Source organism: Bacillus sp. FSL W8-0223, assembly GCF_038006805.1.
Lineage (GTDB): Bacteria > Bacillota > Bacilli > Bacillales > DSM-4216 > Bacillus_O > Bacillus_O smithii.
Genome location: NZ_JBBOVX010000001.1, coordinates 382,815 through 409,268, shown reverse-complemented (window position 1 = coordinate 409,268; position 26,454 = coordinate 382,815). Strand labels below are relative to the sequence as shown.

At 40.3% G+C, this 26,454-nt stretch carries 19 protein-coding genes, 1 tRNA gene and 3 pseudogenes; 7 read left to right on the top strand and 16 right to left on the bottom strand.

All coding sequences use genetic code 11. The features are described 5' to 3' along the window. Positions 1-121 precede the first annotated feature (121 nt). The 3 genes and pseudogenes from uraA (at position 122) to NST81_RS02155 (ending at position 3,652) form a co-directional block, all read left to right on the top strand. Positions 122-1,390 carry a uracil permease gene (gene uraA / locus NST81_RS02165; protein ID WP_004439556.1) on the top strand — a complete coding sequence of 423 codons (1,269 nt, stop codon included), beginning with the start codon at positions 122-124 and terminating at the stop codon, positions 1,388-1,390. A 475-nt stretch (positions 1,391-1,865) separates the two neighbouring features. Next, a pseudogene (locus tag NST81_RS02160) lies at positions 1,866-3,055 on the top strand (ISL3 family transposase). A 435-nt stretch (positions 3,056-3,490) separates the two neighbouring features. Continuing rightward, a complete protein-coding gene (locus NST81_RS02155) occupies positions 3,491-3,652 on the top strand; it encodes a hypothetical protein (protein WP_155814572.1) in 162 nt (53 codons plus the stop codon). A 172-nt stretch (positions 3,653-3,824) separates the two neighbouring features. Here the strand turns inward: NST81_RS02155 and NST81_RS02150 are convergent, their stop codons facing one another. Next, entirely contained in the window at positions 3,825-4,580 is a 756-nt protein-coding gene (locus NST81_RS02150; RefSeq protein ID WP_004439552.1) for a sulfite exporter TauE/SafE family protein, read from the bottom strand. A 285-nt stretch (positions 4,581-4,865) separates the two neighbouring features. Between NST81_RS02150 and NST81_RS02145 the strand changes: the two genes are divergently transcribed. After that, positions 4,866-6,161: a D-alanyl-D-alanine carboxypeptidase family protein gene (locus NST81_RS02145; RefSeq protein WP_156179195.1), complete on the top strand. Its 1,296-nt coding sequence runs from the start codon at positions 4,866-4,868 to the stop codon at positions 6,159-6,161. A gap of 833 nt (positions 6,162-6,994) precedes the next feature. Here the strand turns inward: NST81_RS02145 and NST81_RS02140 are convergent. From NST81_RS02140 to NST81_RS02125, 4 genes are all read right to left on the bottom strand, one after another. Then, positions 6,995-7,082 (bottom strand) — tRNA-Ser (locus NST81_RS02140). Between the two features lie 225 nt (positions 7,083-7,307). Next, positions 7,308-8,981: a glycerol-3-phosphate dehydrogenase/oxidase gene (locus tag NST81_RS02135; protein ID WP_048622518.1), complete on the bottom strand. Its 1,674-nt coding sequence runs from the start codon at positions 8,979-8,981 to the stop codon at positions 7,308-7,310. 143 nt (positions 8,982-9,124) lie between these two features. Then, complete coding sequence (gene glpK / locus NST81_RS02130) at positions 9,125-10,618, bottom strand: glycerol kinase GlpK (protein ID WP_048622517.1); 1,494 nt, start codon at positions 10,616-10,618, stop codon at positions 9,125-9,127. Continuing rightward, positions 10,618-11,448 carry an MIP/aquaporin family protein gene (locus NST81_RS02125; RefSeq protein WP_048622516.1) on the bottom strand — a complete coding sequence of 277 codons (831 nt, stop codon included), beginning with the start codon at positions 11,446-11,448 and terminating at the stop codon, positions 10,618-10,620. Before NST81_RS02125 ends, glpK begins: the two co-directional genes overlap by 1 nt. Positions 11,449-12,714: 1,266 nt before the next feature. On the opposite strand from NST81_RS02125, the gene adhP reads away from it, so the two are divergent. After that, on the top strand, positions 12,715-13,731 hold the full coding sequence (gene adhP / locus NST81_RS02120) for an alcohol dehydrogenase AdhP (protein WP_048622515.1): 1,017 nt from the start codon (positions 12,715-12,717) through the stop codon (positions 13,729-13,731). A gap of 103 nt (positions 13,732-13,834) precedes the next feature. Here adhP and NST81_RS02115 read toward each other — a convergent pair whose 3' ends face one another. The 10 genes from NST81_RS02115 to NST81_RS02070 all read right to left on the bottom strand — a co-directional run bounded on the left by NST81_RS02115 (position 13,835) and on the right by NST81_RS02070 (position 24,194). Next, positions 13,835-15,031 carry a trans-sulfuration enzyme family protein gene (locus tag NST81_RS02115; RefSeq protein WP_341028042.1) on the bottom strand — a complete coding sequence of 399 codons (1,197 nt, stop codon included), beginning with the start codon at positions 15,029-15,031 and terminating at the stop codon, positions 13,835-13,837. A 902-nt stretch (positions 15,032-15,933) separates the two neighbouring features. Beyond that, positions 15,934-16,488: a glycerol-3-phosphate responsive antiterminator gene (locus NST81_RS02110; RefSeq protein WP_003353108.1), complete on the bottom strand. Its 555-nt coding sequence runs from the start codon at positions 16,486-16,488 to the stop codon at positions 15,934-15,936. A 139-nt stretch (positions 16,489-16,627) separates the two neighbouring features. After that, on the bottom strand, positions 16,628-17,347 hold the full coding sequence (locus tag NST81_RS02105) for an ABC transporter ATP-binding protein (protein ID WP_327798056.1): 720 nt from the start codon (positions 17,345-17,347) through the stop codon (positions 16,628-16,630). Then, positions 17,347-18,159 (bottom strand): ABC transporter permease, encoded by an 813-nt coding sequence (locus NST81_RS02100; protein ID WP_048622511.1) that lies wholly within the window; start codon positions 18,157-18,159, stop codon positions 17,347-17,349. The genes NST81_RS02105 and NST81_RS02100 overlap by 1 nt, the downstream gene beginning before the upstream one ends. Before the next feature lie 160 nt (positions 18,160-18,319). Then, complete coding sequence (locus NST81_RS02095) at positions 18,320-18,802, bottom strand: nitrous oxide reductase accessory protein NosL (RefSeq protein ID WP_341028039.1); 483 nt, start codon at positions 18,800-18,802, stop codon at positions 18,320-18,322. Next, positions 18,799-20,079 carry a right-handed parallel beta-helix repeat-containing protein gene (locus tag NST81_RS02090; protein ID WP_341028038.1) on the bottom strand — a complete coding sequence of 427 codons (1,281 nt, stop codon included), beginning with the start codon at positions 20,077-20,079 and terminating at the stop codon, positions 18,799-18,801. Before NST81_RS02090 ends, NST81_RS02095 begins: the two co-directional genes overlap by 4 nt. Before the next feature lie 386 nt (positions 20,080-20,465). Further along, entirely contained in the window at positions 20,466-21,326 is an 861-nt protein-coding gene (locus tag NST81_RS02085) for an acetamidase/formamidase family protein (protein ID WP_341030465.1), read from the bottom strand. Positions 21,327-21,470: 144 nt separating this feature from the next. Next, a complete protein-coding gene (locus NST81_RS02080) occupies positions 21,471-22,706 on the bottom strand; it encodes a purine-cytosine permease family protein (RefSeq protein ID WP_341028037.1) in 1,236 nt (411 codons plus the stop codon). Positions 22,707-23,216: 510 nt separating this feature from the next. Continuing rightward, positions 23,217-23,564: a S8 family serine peptidase gene (locus tag NST81_RS02075; RefSeq protein WP_341028036.1), complete on the bottom strand. Its 348-nt coding sequence runs from the start codon at positions 23,562-23,564 to the stop codon at positions 23,217-23,219. Positions 23,565-23,645: 81 nt separating this feature from the next. After that, positions 23,646-24,194, bottom strand: coding sequence for a hypothetical protein (locus NST81_RS02070; RefSeq protein WP_244878030.1), 549 nt, complete (start codon positions 24,192-24,194; stop codon positions 23,646-23,648). An 87-nt stretch (positions 24,195-24,281) separates the two neighbouring features. Here NST81_RS02070 and NST81_RS02065 point away from each other — a divergent pair, with 87 nt between their 5' ends. Beyond that, positions 24,282-24,785: a hypothetical protein gene (locus NST81_RS02065; RefSeq protein WP_341028034.1), complete on the top strand. Its 504-nt coding sequence runs from the start codon at positions 24,282-24,284 to the stop codon at positions 24,783-24,785. Between the two features lie 490 nt (positions 24,786-25,275). On the opposite strand, the pseudogene NST81_RS17575 reads toward NST81_RS02065, so the two are convergent. After that, positions 25,276-25,703, bottom strand: a pseudogene (locus NST81_RS17575) (phage terminase large subunit); the annotation flags it as partial. A 63-nt stretch (positions 25,704-25,766) separates the two neighbouring features. Here NST81_RS17575 and NST81_RS02055 point away from each other — a divergent pair. Further along, positions 25,767-25,994 (top strand): annotated as a pseudogene (locus tag NST81_RS02055) (tyrosine-type recombinase/integrase); the annotation flags it as partial. Positions 25,995-26,454: the final 460 nt, after the last annotated feature.

Here is a 26,454-nt window from a genome sequence, read left to right as displayed (position 1 = left end):
GTGGCACATAAAGGAAATCGACTTCTTTCACATTTGGACAAGGAATTGTTCGAATTTTGTCGTATAATAGTACAAGAAATTTATCTTCATAATTTTTATACAAAAGGAGCTTAATCAATCGATGAAAACATTTGATGTAGATGAGCGGCCGTCTTTTGCAGCTCTAGTTCCGTTGAGTCTGCAGCATCTATTTGCGATGTTCGGCTCAACTGTGTTGGTGCCTATTTTGTTTCATGTCAACCCGGCCACCATTTTGCTGATGAACGGAATCGGCACTTTACTTTATTTATTCATTACGAAAGGCAAGATACCGGCTTTTCTAGGTTCCAGCTTTGCTTTTATTTCACCCGTATTTGTTGTTTTGGGAGAAAAGAGCTATCATGAAGCACTGGGTGGCTTTATAGCAGTAGGAATTATTTTTATTCTGATCAGCCTTATCATTCATCTGGCCGGAACAAAGTGGATCGATGTCGTCTTTCCGCCGGCAGCGATGGGAGCCATTATTACGGTTATCGGTTTAGAACTGGTTCCTACCGCGGCTGACATGGCGGGGTTGATTAAACCTTTAAGCCATCCACCCGCTCATTGGTCGCCGGACGGAAAAACCATTTTCGTTTCTCTTTTGACGTTAGGAGTGACGATTCTTGGAAACGTAGTGCTCCGCGGCTTTTTGAAAATCATCCCTATTCTGATCGGAATCACGGTTGGCTATATCAGCGCCTTATCCCTTGGAATGGTCGATTTTCAACCGATCAAAGAAGCGAAATGGTTTGCGATCCCTGATTTTTATGCTCCATCATGGGATTGGGCAAGCATCGCCATCATCGTTCCAGCCGCTCTAGTAGTTGTCGCTGAACATATTGGACACCTTGTGGTCACGCAAAATATTGTGGGGAAAGACTTATTGAAAGACCCCGGTCTTGCCCGTTCTATTCTCGGAAACGGAATCTCCACCACTTTATCAGGCTTTGTAGGATCCACGCCTAATACTACTTATGGGGAAAACATTGGTGTATTGGCACTGACGAAAGTGTACTCGACTTGGGTGATCGGGGGAGCTGCCGTTCTGTCCATTCTCCTGTCCTTTTTCGGAAAACTGGCTGCCTTGATTTCGTCCATCCCTACACCCGTTATGGGCGGTATTTCCTTGCTATTGTTTGGAGTAATAGCCGTTTCTGGATTGAGAATGCTGGTCGAATCGCAAATCGATTATTCCAAACCGATCAATATGATCTTGACAGCGGTCGTGCTTGTGATCGGGATCAGCGGAACGACTTTTACATGGGGATCTTTCTCGATAAAAGGCATGGCATTGGCTACAGTCGTGGCCGTTCTACTAAGCTTGCTCTTTAAATTGTTCGAAATCTTGCATATTTCGAACGAAGATTAAAACAATCTAGTATTCAAACAGTGATCCCCCAACCAATCTTTTTGCTTGGCGACAGGCGATATGTAAAATTTTCGGGGCAATGAATGAAAATCGGATAGACGTTATCATCAATGTACACTTCCAAACAAATACATTTCAAAAAGACCCTCAAAAATAAAAAGAAAAGGCGAAAATGAAAAAAGGATGAAAGGGAATATTAATGTTCCTCTCATCCTTTTTTCAGTTTATCTTACAGCATTGAATTGAAGATCACACTCTCTCGCCGCTTCATCTCAAATGCAGGCACTAGCTAAAAAAGGAATCGTTTGTTCATCTCTGACTGATGGACGTAAAGCAAACAGGCTGCACGAACTTTAAAGCGATTATCATTTTTGATTCATCACCACATTTTGTGATTTAACCCAAAAATAGGGAAAACACTCACGAATTCCTGGCAGTAATGTTAGCGTCACTTAACATAACAGGAGGTTCTAAAGTGTTTTCCGTATCACTAGATTTGCAATTTGAAGTTGTTAAACAAGTGTTTCTTGAAGATTGCAATTTGTTACATGTTGAGAAAATACTACAGAAGAACGCTGTTCTTACTGCGGTTTTTTTTCTAGTCATGTCCATGACTGGCGGACAAGAAAGGTTCGTGACTTGTCCGTATTAGGTAAGCCCCTTTTCTTATTTGTCAGAGTGTATAGATACCGTTGTCACAACTGTAATGAGGTATTTTCACAAACATTTGAATCTATCAGTCCTAATAAGCATCAGACCAATCGGTACAGAGAATATCTGTACGAAATGTGCATTGGCTCTACTATCCAAGAAGTGAGTCGAAAGGAAAAAATACCTTATACAACTGTTGAAAGAATATTTTATTCCGTTGCTAAAGAAAAAGAGAAGGAGCATGTAGAAACTCTTGAAAGTGTTTTAGAAAACAATGAATTAATCCTTAGCCTTGATGAGATCGCTGTCCGAAAGGGTCACCGATATGAAACAGTTCTTATGGATACCCAATCCGGGAGTGTGCTTGGTATGGAACATCAACGGAGTTATCGTTCAACTCAGATCTTACTTGCCAAGAAGATTCTGTCTGATAAATGCGTTCATACCGTTGTTATGGATATGTGGGATCCCTTCCATAAAGCTGTTAAATCTATATTCCCAGAGGCCTGTATCGTCATTGATAAATATCATGTGGTGCAAAAGGTGACACATGCACTTGACCAAGTTAGAAAGAAAACTCCTGGACTAAAAAAGGGACGGTTTAAACTCTTGAAAGGTTCTGAAAAGTTAACGGCTAATGAAAAACAACAATTAGATGAGATGCTCAAAGAGCATTCAGAATTGTCATATGCCTATTTTCTAAAAGAACTCTTTAGAGAAATATACCAAGTGAATGACTATGATACAGCTGATTCACTCTTAGAAGAATGGATTCAACTCGCATGGAGCAGCCCATTTCCTTCATTTCATCAAGTTGCCAAGACGATAGAAAATTGGAAGGCACAAATTTTACAATATTTTCTTACCCCTTTTACGAATGGCCGGATTGAAGGTACAAACCATAAGATTAAGAACATCAAAAGACGTGCTTTTGGCTTCAGAAACCTTGAAAGATTTCGACTACGTGTATTTTTGGAATGTACAGGTAAAACTTATAAAAATCAGGTTGCTTAACCATGCCCTTCATCAGCTTTCCGCATTGTAGTGGCTAGAATGGAAGCCGTCAAGGAAAGCGCTTGACCTCTTCCATTCTACCCACTTAGTGGTCTGCAAGCTGACGAAGGAGCTACTCTAGATTGAGTATCAATCTCGCTAACTTATTACCGGAATTGTGTGAACATCACAGAATATGGTGATGAGACTCATTTTTTATCAACATTATCCTGATTATACTCATTTTAAAAATTATCACACTTTTAAAAACATCCATACTTTTATTCCAACTATATTTATAGTATATTTAATTCGGAACAGTATTTAATAAAATGGCTTGTTTAAAGTTGCCGAAGGAAAATAAGGTCCTGGCTTCCTTCTTTCGGTTTTCAAACCGTTGGATGAAAATTTTTGAAGCACAGCGTTATTTAACGAGAATTCAAAGGAAAAGGGATGATGAATATGGCCAATTCAAAAGCAAAAAAATGGCTCTTATATGGTGCACTGATTGCTCCAATCGTGTATCCAAAGTTGAAAAATTTTTATGACACCAAAAAACTGAGAAGGCAGTTTCAAGAAGCACAATTTTTGCGGAAATTACAAACAAAAGAAAACTAATGAAAAAACGGACAGAACTTCTTTTGAAGGGAGTCCGTTTTTTCATACACTTTTTCTTCATTTTTCCTATAGAAGGGAACAACTAAGGTTATAGGCAGAATTCCGGTTCATCCAATAAAAACGCTCTCCGCTTCATGAACCCTTATAAATCCATTAAAAGCAATCTGTGAAACTATTGTATTAACAACAGCAACGCTGCTACGGCCGGCGTTAAAACCATGGCTACTTTTAAAACACTTTTCGGGGCTAAATTGGTAAATTTAGCTCCTACATAAGCCCCCGTCATGGTACCTACCAATACTTCCAACAGCAATATCCAGTCCAAGTATCCAGCCTGTCTATACCCCGTTCCGCCTCCAATCGCTATCGGCAAAATCACCAGCATAGTAGTCCCGACCGATTGGCGGATCGTCAAACCAAGCATCGTCAAGAGACCCAACTGAATAAATGGAGTGGCTCCGATTCCAAATGTTCCTGATAAAATTCCGGCCACTATTCCAAGTATTATCGCCTTTATCATTGTCAGCGGCTGATTCCACTTCACTTCTTTCGTTTTTGTCTCTTCGGCCTTTTTAGACAGAGATAAACGGACTAACAGTAAAATGGAGGATAAAAACAGCATTCCCGCTGTCAGCCAATGAAGATCACCGGCAGGGATAACAGTCGCAATTTTAGATCCGATGTAAGAACCTATCGCGCCAAAAATTCCGACAACCAGTCCGACACCGACAGCTGTATTGCCTTCTCTAAAATGGCTATAAGCTCCTGATAAACTGGTAAACGCCATTGCCGTAAGCGACGTTCCCAGCGCCGTATGTATTGGGATGTTAAATAGAACAGTCAATATAGCAATAATAAAGCCAGACCCCCCTGCTCCTATAAAACCGAGCAAGAGCCCCATGGCAAACATGGTCAAAACAATCGCCAACTTCTGTTTCCTCCTTCTTTCTCCACATTCCCAAAGATCATGTTTCTTATTATGGTATACTAGTTTCATTTTTTTCACAAACTTCCAAGAGCACTCTTCTCTATAAAATGGATTTTTTCTTTTGGCTGTTTTTCTTCCCGCAAACCTTCTCTTGCTATTCCTAAATAGCGGCGAATCCTTGTGACAATTGGAAAGCAAAGGGAGCAAGGAGAACAAGTACTTCTATTTTTTTATTCGGCTATACAGAAAACGAGATATAATAAGGGGGAAGGAGTGGGAAGTTTTATGATTCGATATGTACATATGTATTTGGTAGCGATCCTTCTTGTCGCCGGGATCAGTATGTCGTTTCCAAGCGGCCGCCATTCGAAAGCAGAAGCAGCCAGTGACATGAGCGTTCATGCCAAAGCGGCGATTTTAGTGGATGCAAAGTCCGGAAAAATTCTTTTTGGCCAAAATATGGATGAATCGCTGTCGGTCGCTAGCATGTCTAAATTGATGACGCAATATCTCATTTTAGAAAAAATCCAAAAAGGCGATCTCAAATGGGATGATGTCTACCATGCGGATGCCACCGACCAAGACTTGTCCACTAGGCCGGGGCTGGGAAATGTTCCTCTGTATCAAGGGCAATCGTACACCGTGCGTGATTTATATAATGCCATGACGCTGGTATCGGCCAACGCCGCCAGCCGTGCTCTTGGTCGAATGGCCGGCAAATCGGACAAGCACTTTGTCCAAATGATGAATAACAAAGCCAAACAGCTTGGCTTGAAACATTCGTCTTTTGTGAATACTTCCGGATTAAACAACCAGGATCTTGCTCCGTACCAAGTGAAAGGAACAGCTTCCGATGGCGAAAATAAGATGTCAGCCCGTGATCTCGCTTTATTGGCATACCATTTCATTCATTCTTTCCCAAATGAAATGGATATCGAAAAAAAAGAACTTGATCAGTTTCCTGTTACAGATTCGTACAGCATCCCTCTTCGCAATAAAAATCAATTGCTGCCAAATGGCAAATATCCTTATAAAGGCGCCATCGGTTTGAAAACGGGCATGAATGACGCAGCAGGCTACGGCATCGTAGCATTAGCTAAAAGAGGGCAACGCGAATTGATTGCCGTCATCATAGACGCCAAAAATAAAAAAGGAAAACGATCTTCAAAAGCCCGTTACATGCAGGCTCAAAAATTGCTGGACTACGGCTTTACCCATTGGGACTATGAAAAAATTTCACCGGAAAAATTCTTACCAACGAACCAGCAAAAGATCCCCGTAGAAAACGGGACGAAAGAAAAAGCAGCCATTACATCTAAAACAACCGTTACTGAATTGGTTCCTAAAAACGGCCATTCGATCAAAGCCAAGCTGACGCTTATGCCTAAATTTTTAACAGATCAAAAGAAACTTAAATCTCCTATTCAAAAAGGGACCGTTATTGGGAAAATTACGTTGCGGGATGGTTCTTACGGATATTTAACGACAAAATTAGAGAAAAAGGCTCAAGTAAAAGCAACGGTAAAAGAAGAAATTCAGAAGGAAAACTGGTTTGCCGCCCTCATGGACGGAATCTTTTAAAGTGATGAATTCCATCGAGTAGGAGGGAGCGATTAACTCCCGTCCTCTCACACCACCGTACGTACGGTTCCGTATACGGCGGTTCAATTAAGATAATTGACGCAAGTCTTTATAACTTCCGTGAATAGCTGTTCTCTTTATGCCAGTGGTCACTCCACCCTCCAAGAGGTCTCCCACGGGATTCACCGCTTCCTCCCTCAAGTGAGGTACTACGTTTTCTGTGTTCATCATGACTCACTGAATACCAAGGGCTATTCTCTCTTAATTGTTCGGTCCTTCTTAGTTGTTCTAGACCAACTAATACTATGACCTCTGCTGACTTCTGACGGTTCAGCTACTTATCACTAAGTAGGTTATGAAGAGTACTTCACATATCCGCCAGACCTCCCCGGGTAAGTACATGCACTTTCACACCATCTATCCGCCTCATTTACTCGATATGACCTTCGACAGAAAGAGCTTTGTTTTGTTATGCAAACTCACTCCATCATACCTAGCCTTATATGAGGTTCGTGTTCCTCGGACCGGTGTTTTGCCTCCAGCTTCCTTCAGATTCCGCGTCACCACGGACACCCTTGCTCTTGGCTAACCTCTACTTCTGTCTTCGGGGTTCGGGACTTACACCCTATAGTTCATGTACATGCCGGGCGCACATAAAGAAGTCCCTCCTTGACAATGCAGGAGGGACTTCTTTATATGATCTAGTATAAATCGGCACCACCGCATAGCAGGTGGTTTATTGTTTCGCACAATATCGCAAGCTCAACTGACTAATGTCATAAAATCAAAAAGGTTCCCGGGATCAACCCGAGAACCTCTTGTCAAATGGGTAACGGAGAAGGTGGGATTTGAACCCACGCGACGGTCACCCGTCCTAACGCATTTCGAGTGCGTCCCCTTCAGCCGCTTGGGTACTTCTCCATATGACCTCTTTCATTAGCGCAAAATATATTATATACGAAACAAAGCTATTTTGTACAGCCCTTCAATAAATGACGAAAAATTCTTATTAATCTGTCGAAAAGGCAAAAACTTGTCATTCCACGCAATTAAGGCAGCCCCGACTTATAAGAAGTTGTGTCGGGGCAGGATGAAGCAAATTTCCATTGCCCTTTCTAATCCAAAGATTTCGATTTCAAAATCGATTTAACTGTGTATGTCCGTTGCATCCACCGGTCTTTCGGCATCGGTGATTTCTTTTTCCAATTCTTCCATATAAGATTCTTTCGTTTCTTCATCCCAATGAAAAATTTCGGCCATCGTCGCTACAATTGGTTCTTTCCATTTTTTTGCCCATTTTATATCAAAGAAAACAGATCCAGTCCTTCGAATAAAAAAGTCGACAGGTTTTACAGCCATTTCATAACGGATGGCATACAGGAGCTGAGCGTATATAGCAGCCGGCAGCAGCTTTTCACCGGATGCTTTTTGATATTCACTGGCTATCTTATATAAAATTTCGACATTGGAACCGTACAGCTGTGCCAGTCTGCGGCCTTCCTCTTCTTTCAAGCCATACTGCGTCGCTTTTTTTGCCATTTGCGCCACGAAAATCGGCCAGTTGTCCGATCCGCCGACATCACCTCCGGAAATCGGCAAATAGCGGGTTTGGCAAGGCTTAAACGTTTTTCCTTCTTCTGACGCTAATTCTTTTGCCACAAGATCTACCACGGTTTCCGCCATTTTGCGGTATCCGGTCAATTTTCCACCGGCGATGGTAATCAGGCCGCTGTCTCCTTCCCATACTTCGTCTTTGCGGGAAATTTCCGAAGGGTCTTTCCCTTCCTCGTATATAAGCGGCCTTACTCCTGCCCAGCTGGATTCAATATCTTTTTCGTTTACTTGGACATCCGGAAACATAAAATGAATAGCGTTCAACAAATATTCCCAGTCTTTTTTAAGCGGTTTAGGATAGCGAGCATCGCCGTCATAAAACGTATCGGTTGTACCAACATACGTTTTCCCTGCTCGTGGAATAGCAAACACCATTCGACCATCAGGGGTGTCGAAGTATACCGCCTGCCTTAGCGGGAATACAGATTGATCGATGACAATATGAACTCCCTTTGTCAAACGCAAATGTTTACCATTCATCGAATGGTCTTTTTTTCGCACTTCATCCACCCACGGCCCGGCGGCATTGACCACTTTTTTGGCACGAATTTCAAAACTTTCTCCTGTAACACAATCTTTTACGCGGGCACCAATCATTTTTTTGCCGCTGTATAAAAACTGTTCCGCTTTGACATAATTCAGCAAGCAAGCGCCGTTCTCCACTGCTTTTTTCGCTACCTCAATGGTGAGCCGGGCGTCGTCCGTGCGATATTCAACATAATATCCACCGCCTTTTAAGCCTTCTTTCTTAATGAGAGGTTCCTTGCGCAAGGTTTCCTCAGCGGAAAGCATCGTCCTTCTTTCCGATTTTTTGACCCCTGCCAAGAAATCATAAACACGCAGCCCAATGCTTGTCGTAAACGCACCGAACGTCCCGCCTTTATGAAAAGGAAGAAGCATCCATTCCGGTGTCGTCACGTGCGGCCCGTTTTCGTAGACGATCGCCCGTTCTTTCCCGACCTCGGCCACCATTTTTACTTCCAATTGTTTTAAATACCGCAAACCGCCGTGCACGAGTTTGGTAGAACGGCTTGACGTTCCTGCTGCGAAATCCTGCATTTCGACCAATGCCGTTTTCATTCCCCTTGCGGCAGCATCCAAAGCAATCCCGCAGCCGGTAATTCCGCCGCCAATCACTAGCAAATCAAATGTATCTGTTTTCATCTTCTCTATCACTTCGTCACGATTTTCTGAGGAAAAAATCATGGACAGCTCCCTCCCCTTACCGAATGTACATAAGCCCATAAAAAAGGAGAGACCAAAAAAACATTACAGCAACCTATAATGCTTCTTGGTCTCTCCTAATCTCTAGACTTATTATTAACTTGTTTTCATTATAGCATACTTTGTTACCATTTAAAAGCCTGTGCCGCTTCAATCGCTTTTTTCCAACCGTTGTACAATGTTTCACGCGTCTCTTGAGCCATTGTCGGCGAGAATTGCCGATCCTGTTTCCATTGAGAAGATATTTCTTGGCGATCTTTCCAAAAGCCAACAGCAAGCCCAGCCAGATAAGCAGCTCCTAAGGCTGTTGTTTCATTAATAATCGGCCGTTCGACAGGTACATTAAGGATATCGCTTTGGAACTGCATCAAAAAGTTATTCATGACTGCTCCCCCGTCGACTCTGAGCGTTTTCAGGAAGATTCCCGAATCTGCTTCCATGGAAGTCAGTACATCTTTTGTTTGGTAAGCCAGCGATTCCAGCGTGGCCCGAATAAAATGCTCTTTGGACGTACCTCGTGTCAACCCGAAGACAGCCCCCCGGACATCGCTGTCCCAATAGGGCGTTCCGAGACCCACAAAAGCCGGTACGACATAAACTCCTTCCGTTGATTCCACACGAGTCGCATAACTTTCGCTTTCCGGAGCACTTTTTAACATTCTCAATCCATCCCGAAGCCATTGAATGGCCGAACCGGCTACAAAAATACTGCCTTCCAGCGCATATTCGACTTTATTGTCGATCCCCCAGGCAATGGTCGTCAACAAACCATGTTTCGATTCTACCGCTTTATCGCCTGTATTCATGAGCATAAAACAGCCGGTTCCATACGTGTTTTTCGCCATCCCTTCTTCAAAGCATGCCTGACCGAACAGCGCTGCCTGCTGGTCCCCGGCAGCCCCGGCAATCGGCACTTCCTCGCCAAAAAAATGATAAGAAACCGTTTTGGCATAAACTTCCGATGACGGTCGGACTTCCGGCAGCATTTCTTTCGGCACGTCCAGAATTTCCAACAGCTCTTCATCCCACTTCAGCTCATGGATGTTGTAAAGCAACGTGCGGGAAGCATTCGAATAGTCCGTCACATGGGCTTTTCCGCCGGATAGTTTCCAAATCAGCCAAGTGTCAATCGTTCCAAACAGCAACTCTCCCTTTTTCGCCCGTTCGCGCGCACCTTCCACATGATCTAATATCCATTTGATTTTTGTTCCGGAAAAATACGGATCAATCAATAATCCCGTTTTTTTATGAAACAGCTCATTATACCCTTTTTCCTTTAATTGTTCGCATATGTCAGCTGTTTGCCTTGACTGCCATACAATAGCATTGTAGATCGGTTTTCCGGTATCCTTCTCCCAAACGACCGTCGTTTCCCGTTGGTTGGTGATCCCAATCCCCGCTACTTGATTTGCCTCAATCCCTGCTTCGGAGAGTACGGCTGCGATGCAAGCAAGAATAGAACCCCATATTTCATTAGGATTATGCTCGACCCAGCCCGGCTGCGGAAACAGTTGATGGAACTCTCTCTGCGCCGTATGGACAATTTTCCCTTCTTTATCGAATAAAATCGCTCTGGAACTAGTCGTTCCTTGATCTAATGCTAAAATGTACTTTTCCATTAGATTCCCTCCCATTTTTCACTTTTTACTTGGATGCGGTGATTTCTTTTTTTCTCTGCTAAAAAAGAACTGAATAATAGAATCACAGATACAGCCAACATTCCCCATAAGGCCCCTGTTGCTTCTCCTAGAAAAACAGCTCGATAGAATAAAGCTCCGACAGAACCTCCTAATATAGGACCGACAATGGGAATCCAGGCATATCCCCAATTAGAAGAGCCTTTTCCTTGGATGGGCAGCAAAAAGTGAGCAAGCCTCGGTCCGAAATCGCGCGCCGGGTTGATCGCGTACCCAGTTGTTCCTCCGAGAGAAACCCCGACGGCTACAACTAAAAGCCCAACACACAACGGATTTAATCCATCAGTAAATTTATTAGCTCCGATTGTCAAAATTCCTAGCATCAATACAAAAGTTCCGATAAATTCACTCAATAAATTAGCAAAAATATTGGGAATCGCCGGCCCCGTTGCAAAAATTCCCAACTTCGCGGCGGGATCTTCCGTCACCTTCCAGTGCGGCAGAAAATGAAGATACACTATACAGGCTCCAATAAAGGCTCCGATGACTTGAGCCAAAATATAGCCTGGCACCTTGGACCACGGAAAATCTCCATTGAAGGCCAAGGCGATGGTGACCGCCGGATTTAAATGGGCACCGCTGAATTTTCCAACCGCATAAACCCCCATTGTGACACCAAGCCCCCAACCAATAGTAATAACAAGCCAACCCGCATTGTGAGCAAATGTTTTCTTCAAATTCACATTGGCGCATACACCGGCTCCAAATATGATCAGGATGGCCGTACCTACTAGTTCGCCAATATATGACATCCCATCATCCCCTTTACATTTTCATTTTAAAAAAATAAAAACCCACGAAATCACCCATTCATATGAGGATTTTGTGAGTCTCTTCTTCTCCGTCACGATTTATTAACTTAACTCCATCATAACGACGGATGAAAGCGTTGTCAACGGTAATTTGAAATTTTCAATCTACTTTTTATAAAAAATGCGGAATGCCTTTCTTTTCCCGTCTAAGGCGTTCCCGGCATTTTTCAGCCGCCCTATATAAATTGTTTCCATAAATCCACATTGGAAATCGTAATCGCACAAGCCCCAACTGCTAAAGCCTGTTCCGCATCTTCCACGGATTCGATCAGCCTGCAAGCAAATATTGCCTTTTAATTTGTGAAATATTTCACAAGTTTGTCATACATTTTTGCAAAAAACTGATTTATATTAATCGAGTAGGAGGGAGCGATTAACTCCCGTCCTCTCACACCACCGTACGTACGGTTCCGTATACGGCGGTTCAATTAAGATAATTGACGCAAGTCTTTATAACTTCCGTGAATAGCTGTTCTCTTTATGCCAGTGGTCACTCCACCCTCCAAGAGGTCTCCCACGGGATTCACCGCTTCCTCCCTCAAGTGAGGTACTACGTTTTCTGTGTTCATCATGACTCACTGAATACCAAGGGCTATTCTCTCTTAATTGTTCGGTCCTTCTTAGTTGTTCTAGACCAACTAATACTATGACCTCTGCTGACTTCTGACGGTTCAGCTACTTATCACTAAGTAGGTTATGAAGAGTACTTCACATATCCGCCAGACCTCCCCGGGTAAGTACATGCACTTTCACACCATCTATCCGCCTCATTTACTCGATATGACCTTCGACAGAAAGAGCTTTGTTTTGTTATGCAAACTCACTCAATCATACCTAGCCTTATATGAGGTTCGTGTTCCTCGGACCGGTGTTTTGCCTCCAGCTTCCTTCAGATTCCGCGTCACCACGGACACCCTTGCTCTTGGCTAACCTCTACTTCTGTCTTCGGGGTTCGGGACTTACACCCTATAGTTCATGTACATGCCGGGCGCACATAATGTGAAAGCAAGAACCTAACATTCTTGCTTTCATTTACCCTTATATTTGTGAAATATTTCACATTATTTCAAAGTGTAGCCGGCATTATTTGAACTAAAAAAATGGAAACTGCTTAGCACTGCTTTTTAACAAAGGTAGAATTCTACTAATCACGGAAAACTCGAATGCAACGTCCATTTCGAAAGATTTTCTAAAAGGAGTGGGAGTATGAAAGCGGCAGTAGTAAAACAATTTAAGGAAAGGTTAGAAGTGCAAGACGTTCCTAAGCCAAAGCCAGGTTTCAATGAAATATTAGTCCATATCCAAGCATGCGGCGTATGCCATATAGATTTGCACGCCGCTCATGGAGATTGGCCGGTGAAACCAAAGCTGCCTCTCATTCCAGGGCATGAGGGTGTCGGAATAGTAGAAGAAGTAGGAGAAGGTGTTACTCACTTAAAAGTCGGTGACCGAGTGGGTATTCCTTGGCTTTATTCAGCGTGCGGGCATTGTGAATATTGTTTGTCAGGACGCGAAACTCTTTGCTTAAACCAAGAAAATGCAGGGTATTCAGTAGACGGCGGCTATGCAGAATATTGTGTCGCAGCTGCCGATTATGTAGTAAAGATTCCTGACAATTTAGGATTTGTAGAAGCCGCTCCTATATTTTGTGCAGGAGTGACTACCTATAAAGCATTGAAAGTATCCGATGTCAAACCAGGTGAATGGGTAGCCATCTTTGGCATCGGCGGATTAGGTCATCTTGCGGTCCAATATGCTAAAGCTATGGGAATGAATGTAGTGGCCATTGATATGCATGATGAAAAATTAGAACTTGCCTTAAAACTAGGTGCTGATAAAGTGGTCAATGCAGCAAAAGAGGATGCAGCAGCGTGGATCCATAAAGAAATTGGCGGTGTGCATGGTGTTGTTAGTACGGCTGTTGCGAAAAAAGCATTCGATCAAGCTTATCGTTCGATTCGACGCGGAGGCACTTGCGTCATGGTGGGACTGCCACCAGAATCAATAGATGTCCCCATTTTCGATACAGTCTTAAATGGAACCAAAGTTGTCGGTTCTATTGTTGGGACGCGTAAGGATTTGCAAGAAGCTCTGCAATTTGCCGCAGAAGGAAAAGTAAAAACGATCATTGAAACCCGTACGCTAGAGGAAATCAATGATATTTTTGATGACATGTTAAAGGGCAAAATTAATGGACGCATTGTGATTGATATGACAAAATAACACAAAGGAATTTCATATTTTATGAAAGGGAAAGGTCTCCTTAGTTGTCTAAGGGGATCTTTCCTATTCATTCTGCCTCTTTTTGCACCTCGTGAATCGACTTTTATATCGCCTGCAAAGCTTGCAAAATATCCGCTTTCAAGTCATCGATATGCTCAATGCCAACCGAAAAGCGTACGAAATTAGATGGGATCCCGGCAGTCCGCATTTGCTCCTCGTTCATCACGCCTTCCCACATCGCAGCTGTATGTACAACCAGTGAATCGACCCCACCGAGGCTGACTGCGTTAAGCGACAGTTTTAAAGCAGAAACGAAGCGCTGAGTTTCTTCATAACCGCCTTTGACTGCAAAAGCGATCATTCCGCCGAAACCGCGCATCTGGCGTTTCGCCAATTGATGCTGCGGATGGCTGGCAAGACCGGGATAATACACCCGTTCAATCTGCGGCTGCTTCTCCAGAAATTCGGCCAAGGCGAGGGCATTGGCGTTGATGCGTTCAACTCTCATCGGAAGTGTACGCAAACCGCGTAACAGCAGCCATGCGTCCATTGGCGAGAGCACAGAACCGATTGAGATATGCGTGTGCCAAATACGTTCAGCTAATTCTTCGCTTGTGCAAATGACGCCGGCGGTCAAATCATGGTGTCCGCCCAAATATTTTGTTGCGCTGTGGATAACCACGTCGACACCCAGATCATGGGGCCGCTGGTTAATCGGCGATGCAAATGTGTTATCAGCCACGACGATAATGCCCAGTGGACGGGCCAACTCTACTACTGCGGTAATATCGGTTAACACCAACGTCGGATTGGCCGGAGTTTCAATCATAATAAGCTTTGTATTAGGGCGAATGGCTTTTTCAAAAGCTGCCACATCAGATTGCTCCACAACCGTCACTTCGACACCAAACCGCGGCAGCATCTCATCCATAATTTTGGCAGTGCTCATATAATGGCGTGTCTGTGCAACCACATGGTCGCCTGCACTGACAAGCGCTAGAAGCGTCGTAGCAATCGCTCCCATCCCAGAACCTGTTACAAGTGCGGTTTCTGTACCTTCGAGCTCAGCTATCACTTTCTTTACACGCTCATGCAATGGATTGCCGTAACGCGTGTAATATTGCGGATGGCGCGGCGTACCCGCCATATCAGCAAATTCGGAGGCATTATCTGCACGAAAAGTAGCAGAGTAATAAATAGCCGGAGCTACCGTCCGATCATTGGTCACCCAGTCGTCAGCATGTACGGCCAAAGTTTCATTTTGAAGTTCCTCGAGATTGTGATCTTTACGTTTATTCATACTCCCCCTCCTCTTTATTTTTCTTAATAACATTCCGGGAATTATCCTTAAATTAAGAATATAATAAATAATATAAAAATTATACTATTAATTACTCAACTTTCAAAGTTCGTGTATTCGTTAACGGGTTGGAAATCGAGAATAAAAATGATTTTGTTCATTGGCAAAGCGAAAGAAATAAAAAAAGCCCGTTTTTTCGAAAAATGAAGCTCATATTCTTGAATAGAGGCTCATTCATGAAAATAACGGCTCATATTTCTGCACGAATGCTCATAACCTTCCTTTTTTTCATGCTTTGGAGCGGAAAACCCTCATCCAAAACGAGAAACAGTTCCTTTTCCGTGATCATTGATCGATCACCAAATCGCTTCAACAGAATTAAGAGAGATGAACCATGAAGAAGCTAGTACGCAATGGAATCAATAGATAACGAGAGGCGATTCTCGATTTAACGTGTCCGTTTCTTGACATAATACCTATACGCTCTTTAAAGCATGGCATGGACAATGAACAGATAAAAACAAAATTCATTAAATGCTTTACTATTTCAATAGAAGAGTAGGAAATGGATTAAAAAGCAGCCTAAAACCTGAATTAAAGAAGGTCCAGACTGCTTTCTTTTTTTCGACCCTTAAATTTTTTAGGATATGCACTTGTTAAGTGCTTAAAAGAACGGACATCATTCAAGGTTGCTTGCTTATACGAAACTTTTTTACGTCATTTTCATAAATTTAATATTGCCGCTAGATAAGGCTAGATTGAGATGTCGGAAATAAATAGGAAAAATAAATCCGATACCGCTAATTGACTTCGTCTTCACCAGGAAACACTAATTCCAAAGGAATTTGTGTATGTCCTCCGGTAAGGCGTTCGGGCAATCCGATCGGCATTTTTCAGCCGCCCTAAATAAATTGTTTCCATAAATCCACATTGGAAGTCGTAATCGCACAAGCCCCTGCTGCTAAAGCCTGTTCCACCTCTTCCGCGGATTCGATCAGCCCACCGGCAAATATTGGCTTTTTTGTTTTTACATGCAGTTCCTTTATAATTTTCGGCACCACACCGGGAAGCACTTCTATGTAATCCGGATTGGTTTTTTCAACTAATTTAACGCTTCTCTCAAGAGCGCTGGAATCGATGATAAAAGCGCGTTGTGTCGCGAAAATCCCTTTTTGCTTTGCTTTCAAAATGACGCTGCCTTTTGTGGAGATGATCCCGTAAGGCTTGGCGTACTGGACGATAAATTCCGTCGCATTTTCATCGCTCGTTAAACCATGTATCAAATCAATATGTAAAAACATCTTTTTGTCGTATCGGCGTGCATACTCATACACGCTTTTTACCATTCCAAGATGAAGGTCAAGAAATACCCCATATTGATACGGCATCTCCAGCATTTTTTCAAAATCCTTCATGGAACGAATCGCCGGTAAAATTTTTTGCCCATGAAATCCCATGCTAAAGCCTCCTACATCCCCTAATTCCAAATTATTCTTTTCTGACTCATTTTAACATCACCATTTAGAATATAGAAGAGCTCAAAATCACAGGAAACGCATTTTTTCATAGATGGAAATTTGTTTTTCAAAAAATTTTTCAGCTAACCGTATTAGGGCCGCCTTTCATTTCCCGATACATCGTAAGAAGTTTGAACGTAAATTCTTGAACGTTATCATGAGGATTTTCCAATTCTTTTACTACCTTACCGCTTTCCAGAAAGATAATCCGATCTCCTAATTCGGCCGCCACATCCATCATATGCGTAGAAAAAATAATAATCGTTCCTTGTTCTTTCAGCTTTTTCATAATTTGAACAAATTGGTTAATCCAATATGGATCCAAACCGTTTGTCGGTTCATCCAACAAGATCACTTTCGCCTCGGGCAACAGCGCTTGGCCAAATAATAGACGTTGCCTCATCCCTTTTGATAATTGATTGACTTTCACGTTCTTCTTTTCCAGCAGCCCGACAATCGATAACACTTCGTCTATTCTGTTTGTTGGAATTTTTCGGAGAGAACCGTAAAATGAGAGAAATTCTTTCACTTTCAAGTGGCCTTGTGCAAAAAAATCATCCGGCATATAAGAGATTTGAGACAAATATTCCTTCCGGTTTTTTTCCAAAGATAATTCATTGAATGAAACGGTGCCGCTGGAAGGAATAGAGATTCCAGACAACATATCAATCAGTGTGCTTTTTCCCGCACCGTTGCCGCCACAAAGTACAACGCAATCTCCACTATCGGCTTCAAAAGACATAGGAGCCAATGCGACATGATGTTTATATTTTTTCGATATGTTTTGGACAACAAACATTATTTTCTTCTCCTCATCGTTAGATTGGTATCAGAAACTACTATACTGATAAACAAAACCACTACAGTGTAATAGAAAAGCACCGCCCATGACAGCCAATGTTCGTAGAAGGACACAAGCGAGTCATATGCTTGGCCGAAAATAGAACCTCCATTTAGCTGAATCACAAAAATGAATCGAATGAGTTCAGCCGGATTCACAAAAAGAAGGCTTTTTAGAACGAGACCAATCATCTGATAAGGGATGTGGTTTAACACACTAATCAAAGCTGTAGGCCACAGCATGATAAGGAAAAACCAGACAAAAACCGAAATTGACAATGCCTGCCATCGCGTTGAAGTAAAAGAGCCTATGACGATCCCCATCAGGAGGAAAAAAAATATAAGACCCACGGCAAAAAAATAGAGCGCAAGCATCCATTTCATGGAAAAGGGTATTCCGCAAATCAATCCAATCATCAAACTTATCCCATAACTTAAGGTAAAAATCAGCAACTGCGAAGTAAATTGGCCCGCCACTTTTCCAATGACATAAGAAATACTGGAAAGCGGATAGGTGGATAATAAGCGAAATTGGCCATTTTCCATTTCGTTTGCGATCGAGAACGACCCGTTAATCAGCATAAACAACGGAATGATATAGAGAAGAAGGTTCATGATCGTTCCGGTTATATTGGTATATCCGCTAAAAGCAGGGGACGTCCCTTGAAGCAAAAATAAAAACCCGAGAATCACCACCCACAAAATCACAAAAGAATAATACGTTCGCTGTCTGAACGATAACATAAGTTCTGAGCGCCAAATGTTCCGCATGATTCTCACTCCCCTCAGGTGAACATAATCTTTCTTCTTACATACAAATAGTGTAAAAGACAACCTTTCGATTGTCTTTTACACTAAAGCCCGTTTTTATTAATGATGAAACCCGTTAAGAAGCCTTTGGCAGGCATGGCCATTTTCGTCATACGTATGATCACATATTGCCTTTCATCTTTTTCATCATATCTTTATTCTTTACCCATTTATGAGAATTCAGGTCATCATAGGATAAGACTGTTCCGTTATTTTTCTTTGCAAAGGATTGGGCATCGTTTTTATTTTTAAAAGCAACGACATTGTAAGACATAGGAGTTTTCAAGGATTTTGCATAAACATAGGTAGCCTTTTCAGCTTCGAGCCACTTCTTCGTATTGAAATCACGAACGAATTTCGCCTGGATCTTTTGATCTTTATTTTCGCTTATCCATTTATACATACAGCCAAGATCATCAAATTTCATCGTCTTATTATTGGCTAGCACAGCCTCTGTTGCATACTGGTTGTCCATAATACCCATATGACAATATTCGCAAGTATCCGTTTTTGGATTAATGGCCACCGGTTCGGCTTTTTTCCCGTTGCCGCTTATGATCAAAAACAAACCTAATAACGCTATCGCATACCATACTTTTTTCATATTGATTTCCTCCCTAATGTAATAAGTGAAAAACTAATCGTTATCATCGCAATGCTAACGATCCATACCCCTATAGGAGAGGTGGAAGTATTTTTGCTTTCGTTCAGTTGGGCTGTCATTAAAGGCGCATGATCTGATAAAACCAATTGATCCGGGCTTTTCAGCATCTTTTGCAAAAGGATCATTCCGGGCGATTGAAAAAAAATCTGATATTCAGGAACTTCCTCAGTTAAGGATAGAAAAAAAGGATCTGCTTTATACGGAATCATACTGACACCGGAATTTCGAATATCCAGCTTCCAAGCACCATCCCAATAGTTTTTATTAACATCATTTTCTTTACTGTTCACTGCTTGAATATCATTCACATTTCCTACAAATGTATTCTTCGTCACAGTATTAGAATGGGCTTTATAAAATTGAATACCAATAAAATTGGATAATGCCGTATTTTGAAATACTTGGTTGTATTCCGATTTTTCCACTTTCATGCCGATTCTATTATGAGAAAAGTCGTTATGAGCCACTTTCGTAAAAGTGGTGTCAAACAATTGCAAGCCGTAGGAATTCACATTTTGCGCATTGTAAGAAAACGTATTGTTTTCAATAGTACTTTTCGCCGTCTCCATGATCATAGCCCCAATATAGTTTTTCTCTGATTTGTTTTCTTTTATGGTTAAGTTTTTGGAAAACATCAAATGAAAACCGTATCGGGAATTCTCCAATGTATTTCTCAGGAAACGGTTATGATCGCTGTTTTCAATATAAATGGCATCCAGCATACGGGATATAAACGAATCTTGAATGATATTTTCGGAAGATTTCGAAACAATGATCCCGTTTTCCTTGCCACTGCCTTTTATGGTGACGCGGGCAATTTTGGAGCGGTGGACATTTTCCATATCGATTCCTAACGACTTCGTATGGACCGTCACTCCTTCTATGAGATGACCGTTCCCCTTTACAGAGATGGCAGGAATTTTGGGGTCCTTTGACAGCTGTTGAACGGTTAACTGTTTCAACTGAATGGAGTTTCCTTTTAAAGCAATGGTCGGACGTTTACCGTTCGATTGAATGACCGTGTTCTTTTGGCCTACAAGGGTAATAGGCTTTGAAATCGTAATAGGTCCTTTGTACGTCTTTCCCTTCAGTTGAATCACATCACCCGGCTTAGCCTGCTGAATCATGGATTGCAAATTTTGTTCCGCATGAACTTTCGAATTCGGAAACAAAAAGCACAACAAAAGGAAAAAAACAACATAAATTCTTGTTTTCATTTCACCATACCCTTAACTTTTCTTATTGACAATTTTATTATACCAACCAAGAATTCAAGAAATTGCAACGGTTGTGGAAATTTTGTGAACATAGGTGCAAAGTAATCGTTAATATGTTATTTTGCCCAAATGGGAACCTTACTATACAAGCCCACAAAAGAGCTCCCATTGTTTGCTGTCCCAATTTTTTCATTAAAAAATGCAGTTCTTCCTTGGGGAAAACCGCATTTTTATTCACAATTATTGAATTAATCATGATAGAACATCCCGACTGTAATTGAATTGCTAGGGCTTTTATTTTACATATTTGTTTGTAAAACTTAAGATAAATCATACATCCTATAGGACTTTATAGCCGCCCAATGTATTCACTGATGAAATTTTCATTATTTGCTTATCAAATACTCTTTAGGACACTTAGCAACTAATGAATAAAAAGTATCTACCATATTTCCAACGTGGAGTTTTCCTACCTGTGTTAACAACTGATAGGCTTCAAGAGGATCAAATCCATAATCCTCTTGCATCCACATGATCAATTCCTTATAAGCTATTCTTGCCGCATCTTCCATCGGGCGAGCGCTGCCTATGACCATAATCTCATCTTTCGATTCAACACGTGGCCAAGCGACTTTCTTCCCTTTGACTAATTCAATTCGAAAAGTCCCAACGGCAGTATGTTCTAAAGCTACCCCACAAAGTTCACCATCACCCTGATTTGCGTGCGCGTCTCCAACATAAAAATAAGCACCGTCTACATTTACCGGGAGCCAAATTTTATTCCCTACACAAACATCAGGGCAATCCATATTTCCTCCGTAATTGCCAGGTGCCAAAGAAGAAATTTGTTCATTTTCGGGGGCAGTTGCAATACTTCCGTAAAACGGTTTGTACGGAATGCCAATTTGCTCATTGTACCAAACTTTCCCGTTTCTTATTGGATAAACCCAAACCTTTTCTGGAAGTGGTTCATTCAAAAGAGCTGTCATATCCGTTCCTGTCAATCCACCAAAATCTTTAATCAATGCACTAACAGCAAAGTCTCGGGCAGGCTGGATATCAATGATTTCAACGATAATAGAATCTCCCTTTTCTGCCCCTTTTACATAAATAGGTCCGGTCATTGGGTTTAAATTAGGAATATCTTTTAATTTTTCACTAGGCAAATCCGATGTTTTTGTTATTCTACTTTCAAAAGCATCATCAGTATAGACTTTGAAAATTTCCCCAGGTGCAATTTCTACAATGGGCGTAGAATAAGGACCAATAGAATAGTTATAAGAACTGGTTTGTTTGATTTCCTGAATTTTTTTATATTTTTCATATTTATACTCCTCGTTTGTTTATCAAATTAACAAATAATATGAATTTTCAGTAAAAATATAATATAATTATTTAGTTACCGAACGTTTAACAAGTTCCTTTCTGTGATGTGGTTCCTCATAAAAATAAGGAGGAATCCATGTTGTTTTCATATCAGTAGGAAATTGACTAAAATAATAGCGGCCCTTTGTTGCCCTTGTAATGAAAATATGTAAAATCGGCCCAATAATCATTGATAAGAAGGAGGCATAATAAATTGGGTACAACTCAAATACCCCCATTGCCCCAATGACAACCGCAATCAACAAAGATACAATCCCCGAGGGATTCCAAGAACGAAGATATTCACGGCGATATTCCACGAAATCAGACGGAACAAGATTCAACCATTTCCTACAAATGTAATAGTCTGCTAAGATTATAAATACCCATGTATTTGTCAGTATTCCTGTTATAGCCAAAAATGTACTTGTATATTGGGGTACATTGAACGCATAGAATATGACTCCCAGCAGCCAAACTAAAAGCATCCACCATTGTCGTCCCGGACGAAAGTTTAATGCCATATCCATCGTATTCGATAATGCAAGTGAACCTGAATAAAGATTCATTACATTGATTCGAATTTGAGTAATTACGGCGAATACCATTCCCATAAAGCCCATTATAAATGGAAATGTAAATCCTGGATCTGAAGCCAAAGAGGCAGCGTTTGCTTTTCCGAGATGAGGAATTAATGTATAGGCTAGCATAGTTCCAAACAACATTACAAGAATAGCCGGAACTAGCATTCCAATCATGATTATTGCAGTTCCTTTATAAGTGATGGTAGGTTTAGCAAAACGTCCATAATCCGTTGCCATCAGTCCTTGGAAAGCAACTTGGCCATTCGCCATGTTCATGACTGTCCAAATAGAGGCAGCCGTTATTTCATCTTTTGGCATCCAAGATTTTGGACCGATAATAGAATAGTTTACCGATAATTCATAGAGACCAAATAGGAAAAGGATCAAAAAAATCGGAACGCCCCATGTTTGCAGAAATTGCATGGAAGTCATTCCTTTCCAAGCAAACCATATCGTGATCAAACCGATGATAGCAAAGATTGTGATACCGGCAGGGGAATTGATTTCAATTCCCGCATAATTTGCAATAGCATGCGAAACTATAGTTCCTTCAAATAAGAAATAGAAAATATAGTTTACGGCGTAAATCAATGACGTAACGGCAGAACCCATGTATCCAAAGCCTAGACCTCTAGTAAGCAAGCTTAGTGATAACCCCTCTTTACTTGCGATTTTCATCGTACAAGAGCCTATTATCGTTGTCCCGATGAGCATGTACAAAATAGGTCATATAACCATCGGCCATCCTACCTGATAACTTAAATTCGCACCGAAACTAAAAAAAACATGGCCGTTGAATTTCCTAAAAGTACTAGGATTATGGCTGGTATCGGCCAACGATATCGACTCGGTCACGACCAACAGCATAATCTTCAACCGCTTCAGCTTTGGTGATATTTTCCGGACCTTGAAACCATTCTTTAAATTTGCTCAACTTAATCCCCCTTTTTTACATTAGATGAAATAACTCTCTCCTCCTTTTTGTAATTGTGTTTACTATGATGATTGGTTCAGATCAACTACTTGCTATTTTCATTATACTGAATATTGTTACATTCAACAACAATATATGTTATATTTTATTACATAAAATTATAAACACCTTTAAATTCACCATATAATTTTATTGGACAAAGATTTGTCAAAACATTTATGTTATATTATCTATCGTAATGTATCGATAGGCTTCTAAGTTCCTTTTTCTAGGATATTAATTTCTTTTATTATCTGTCCTTTTAAGTCTTCGTGGTTTTTATTTACTCCACTATCTAAAATGGCTACTTTAACTCCCGTTCCATTATTACCAACATTTGAGTTTATTACTTTGTTATATCCCCAAGTTTGTATTTGATTATAATTTTTTTCTTTTAATATATCTAAGTCTGTAGTTTTCTTTGTTGTATCTTTTAATAGTTTAGTATTACTTTCTATTTCCTTTTGTTTATGCATATTTTGGATATAAAAAATGGATACTACTAAAACTAATAGTGAAGTATATACTAATATGTACTTTTTTCCTTTAATCAGGATAATCACCTCTTTAATTTTAATGGAAAATCAAATAATATAAAAAATAATGGCTCAAAAATTAACTTGAGCCATCGGGAACCCTGAACCCTATACTAACCATAAAATGATTTCTGCTAAAGATTCAGCAGTTTTGCCAGGTACTCCGGCAGCTTGTAGAGCTTTAACTAAAGCACCTTTTGTAGCGCTGTTTAGTCTTTCTGTTGCATAAGCAATTTGTCTAGCATAGTGATCAACTAATCTTGCTTTTGATGGAGAAAGTGGTTTAATTGCATATTTTAAAGATTTGCCGCCTACTCTACAAATCCAACCAAATGCTTTAATAGCTTTCAAGGAAGCACCAACAACACCAGAAGCATGTACAGCATCTTCTTGATCTTTTCCAATATAGCTTTTAAATTCTTTTGTAGTAGAAGCATATTGTATAAAGTCTCTAGTATCTTCAACACTAGTTGGTTGCCCTTCAGCGTATATGTAGTCTAAAAGTGACTTCGGCGTTGTTGTATTTTGGTTGCTGTTCACAACAGGAGTATTATCATATTCTTCCGCGAATGTCGCTGTTACGGGTGCTAGACCTGTTATTAGAATTGATAAAGAGGTTGTTAAAACAATTCCTTTAAAAAAACGATTACTTTCCATATAATTCCCTTCCTTTCAAAAATATGGTATTATCACATGTAAAATGTTACCATATAAAAAAGAAAGGAAAAGGAGAATTTTGAAAAAATGACAAAAAATAGCCGGGAACAATATACTGTATCGGATCATGTTTTTGCTATAACTACTGTAACCTTAATGTGCTTAGTAATTATCTCAATACCATTTCTATGTTTCTATTTTGTATTGTATTGTATCTCTTTAACCCCAGATGTAGATATAAATGCATCGGGTACTTTTTCTTCTTTGAAGATTATTTTTAAGTTTTTTGCTACTACAATTGTTATTACAGGTATTGTAGATGTTATTTTTTCTCAGCTAATTAAAACAAAAAGTGGAGTTATTAATACTCTGTCCGAAGTAGCCCTAATGTTTTTAGTTTTTTATTTATTTGTCATGATATATTGTCGTGTAAATGATGATATCATCATAAAACATAATGGTAACTTGTACGTTGCTTTATTCTTACTAGTTTTGTATTTAACGTTGCATTTAATTTACATAGCATCTAAAAAGCTGTATACAATTATGATTAATCGTATACAAAATAAACACAACAATAAAAATGTTTAATTAAAAATTCCCTTAGTCTAAAAGACAAATGTAATAATCGGGACAATATAATACCATTTTTATTATGTATTATAGAGAGGGCACTAACACTCTATTAAAGACAGTGTGTTAGTGCTTAACTGTCTTGCTCGCTTTTTCGCATTAATATTGTCTAATTTACGCTTCTTTCACATATACAACCCATCCGAATTCCTTTTTAATTTTGACTACCATCTGATCGGCATCTTCTTTTTCAGTAGGTTCCAGTCATCAATCGTAAACCATTTTTGTCGACCTCATAAACCGCAATTTTTTCTTTAGCTTTCAACTTTAATGCCGTATTGTGAAGATTAGTTTTATTTTTAAATGTACAAGTCATCAGACGGAATTTACCCAAAACTACACTTGGATTTGTGGTTAATTTACTGTTGCTTAGATTTGTCTTGGCCGGCTTTGTATTGCTTTGTAGTTTCGACAGCAATGTGATTGCTGACGTTTGGTAACCACTCTAAATAGCAATGTCAATCAACAACAGATCATCATCGCTCGGCATTTCATCAATCCAGTAGAAAAGATTCATATTGTAAACCATGTCGCCAAGCACGATGACCTCGCCTTTGTACATCCATCGCCAATAGTCGTAGTCGTTTTCTTTGTACTTCTCAATTTTTCGAATCCATAACATAGCCTTTAGCAATCTTCGCTGATTTAATTTTCATCGGGTCATCCACACAGTAGAAATAAAAAGCTGTGTTTGTTCTTTTGTGTCTAATGATTAGAGGAGATTTACCAAAATAGAATTCATTCTCCAATTTCACATGTAGATAGCCCATTTAATTTGCTCATAAACTGATGTTGAAAGGTATTTTCCAACTTTCCGCAAGACAACCACATTGCCAAATCAGTCAGCAATTTCAAAGAAATGACCGATGATTTCAAAATCCCTCCCCGGCTGGAGAAAAAGAAAAATTAGGCGATTTTTGGGAAGGCGGTGAATATGATTTTGTATTTTCCAAATTAAATGGACAACCTTACACTCCTATGGCTGCTACAAGATGGTGGAAAAGATTTATTAAAAGAACCGGGTTTCGATTTATTCGATTCCATGATTTACGCCACACATCCGCTACTTTATTAATTAATCGTGGTGTACATGCCAAAATAATTAGTAGTCGTTTAGGTCATGCTGATATTAGGACAACAATGCAGAAAAATTTGAAGCCATTTTAAGAGGAAAAAAAGAGTAAAAATATGATTTCGTCACCAATTGGTCACCAACTTTATTTTAGAAAAGAGAAACGCGGTCTCTCAGTTAATGAGAAACCGCGTTATATCAACATTTTTCTTATGCTGGTGACAGGACTCGAACCTGCGACCCCTTCATTACGAGTTCGGAGTGTTATAATTTAATGCATTTTTATAACTCCAAATAGTTATTGTTTCCTCTATTTATAACTATCGTTTTAATATGTACAAGTCGTTTTTTCCATACTGTGTTAGCAGTTATGTTTGCATTTTTGTTTGCAAAAAATATATCTTAAATGGGAAGGATTTTTTATATATAAAAAACGGCCACTGATCCAGTGGCCAAAAAAGCTCTTTGAAAAAAAGTGGTTAATTAATTCCATTATAAATTATCGCATTATTTTGTCAATTACCAAGGAATGAATTGACATACATCTGACAAAAT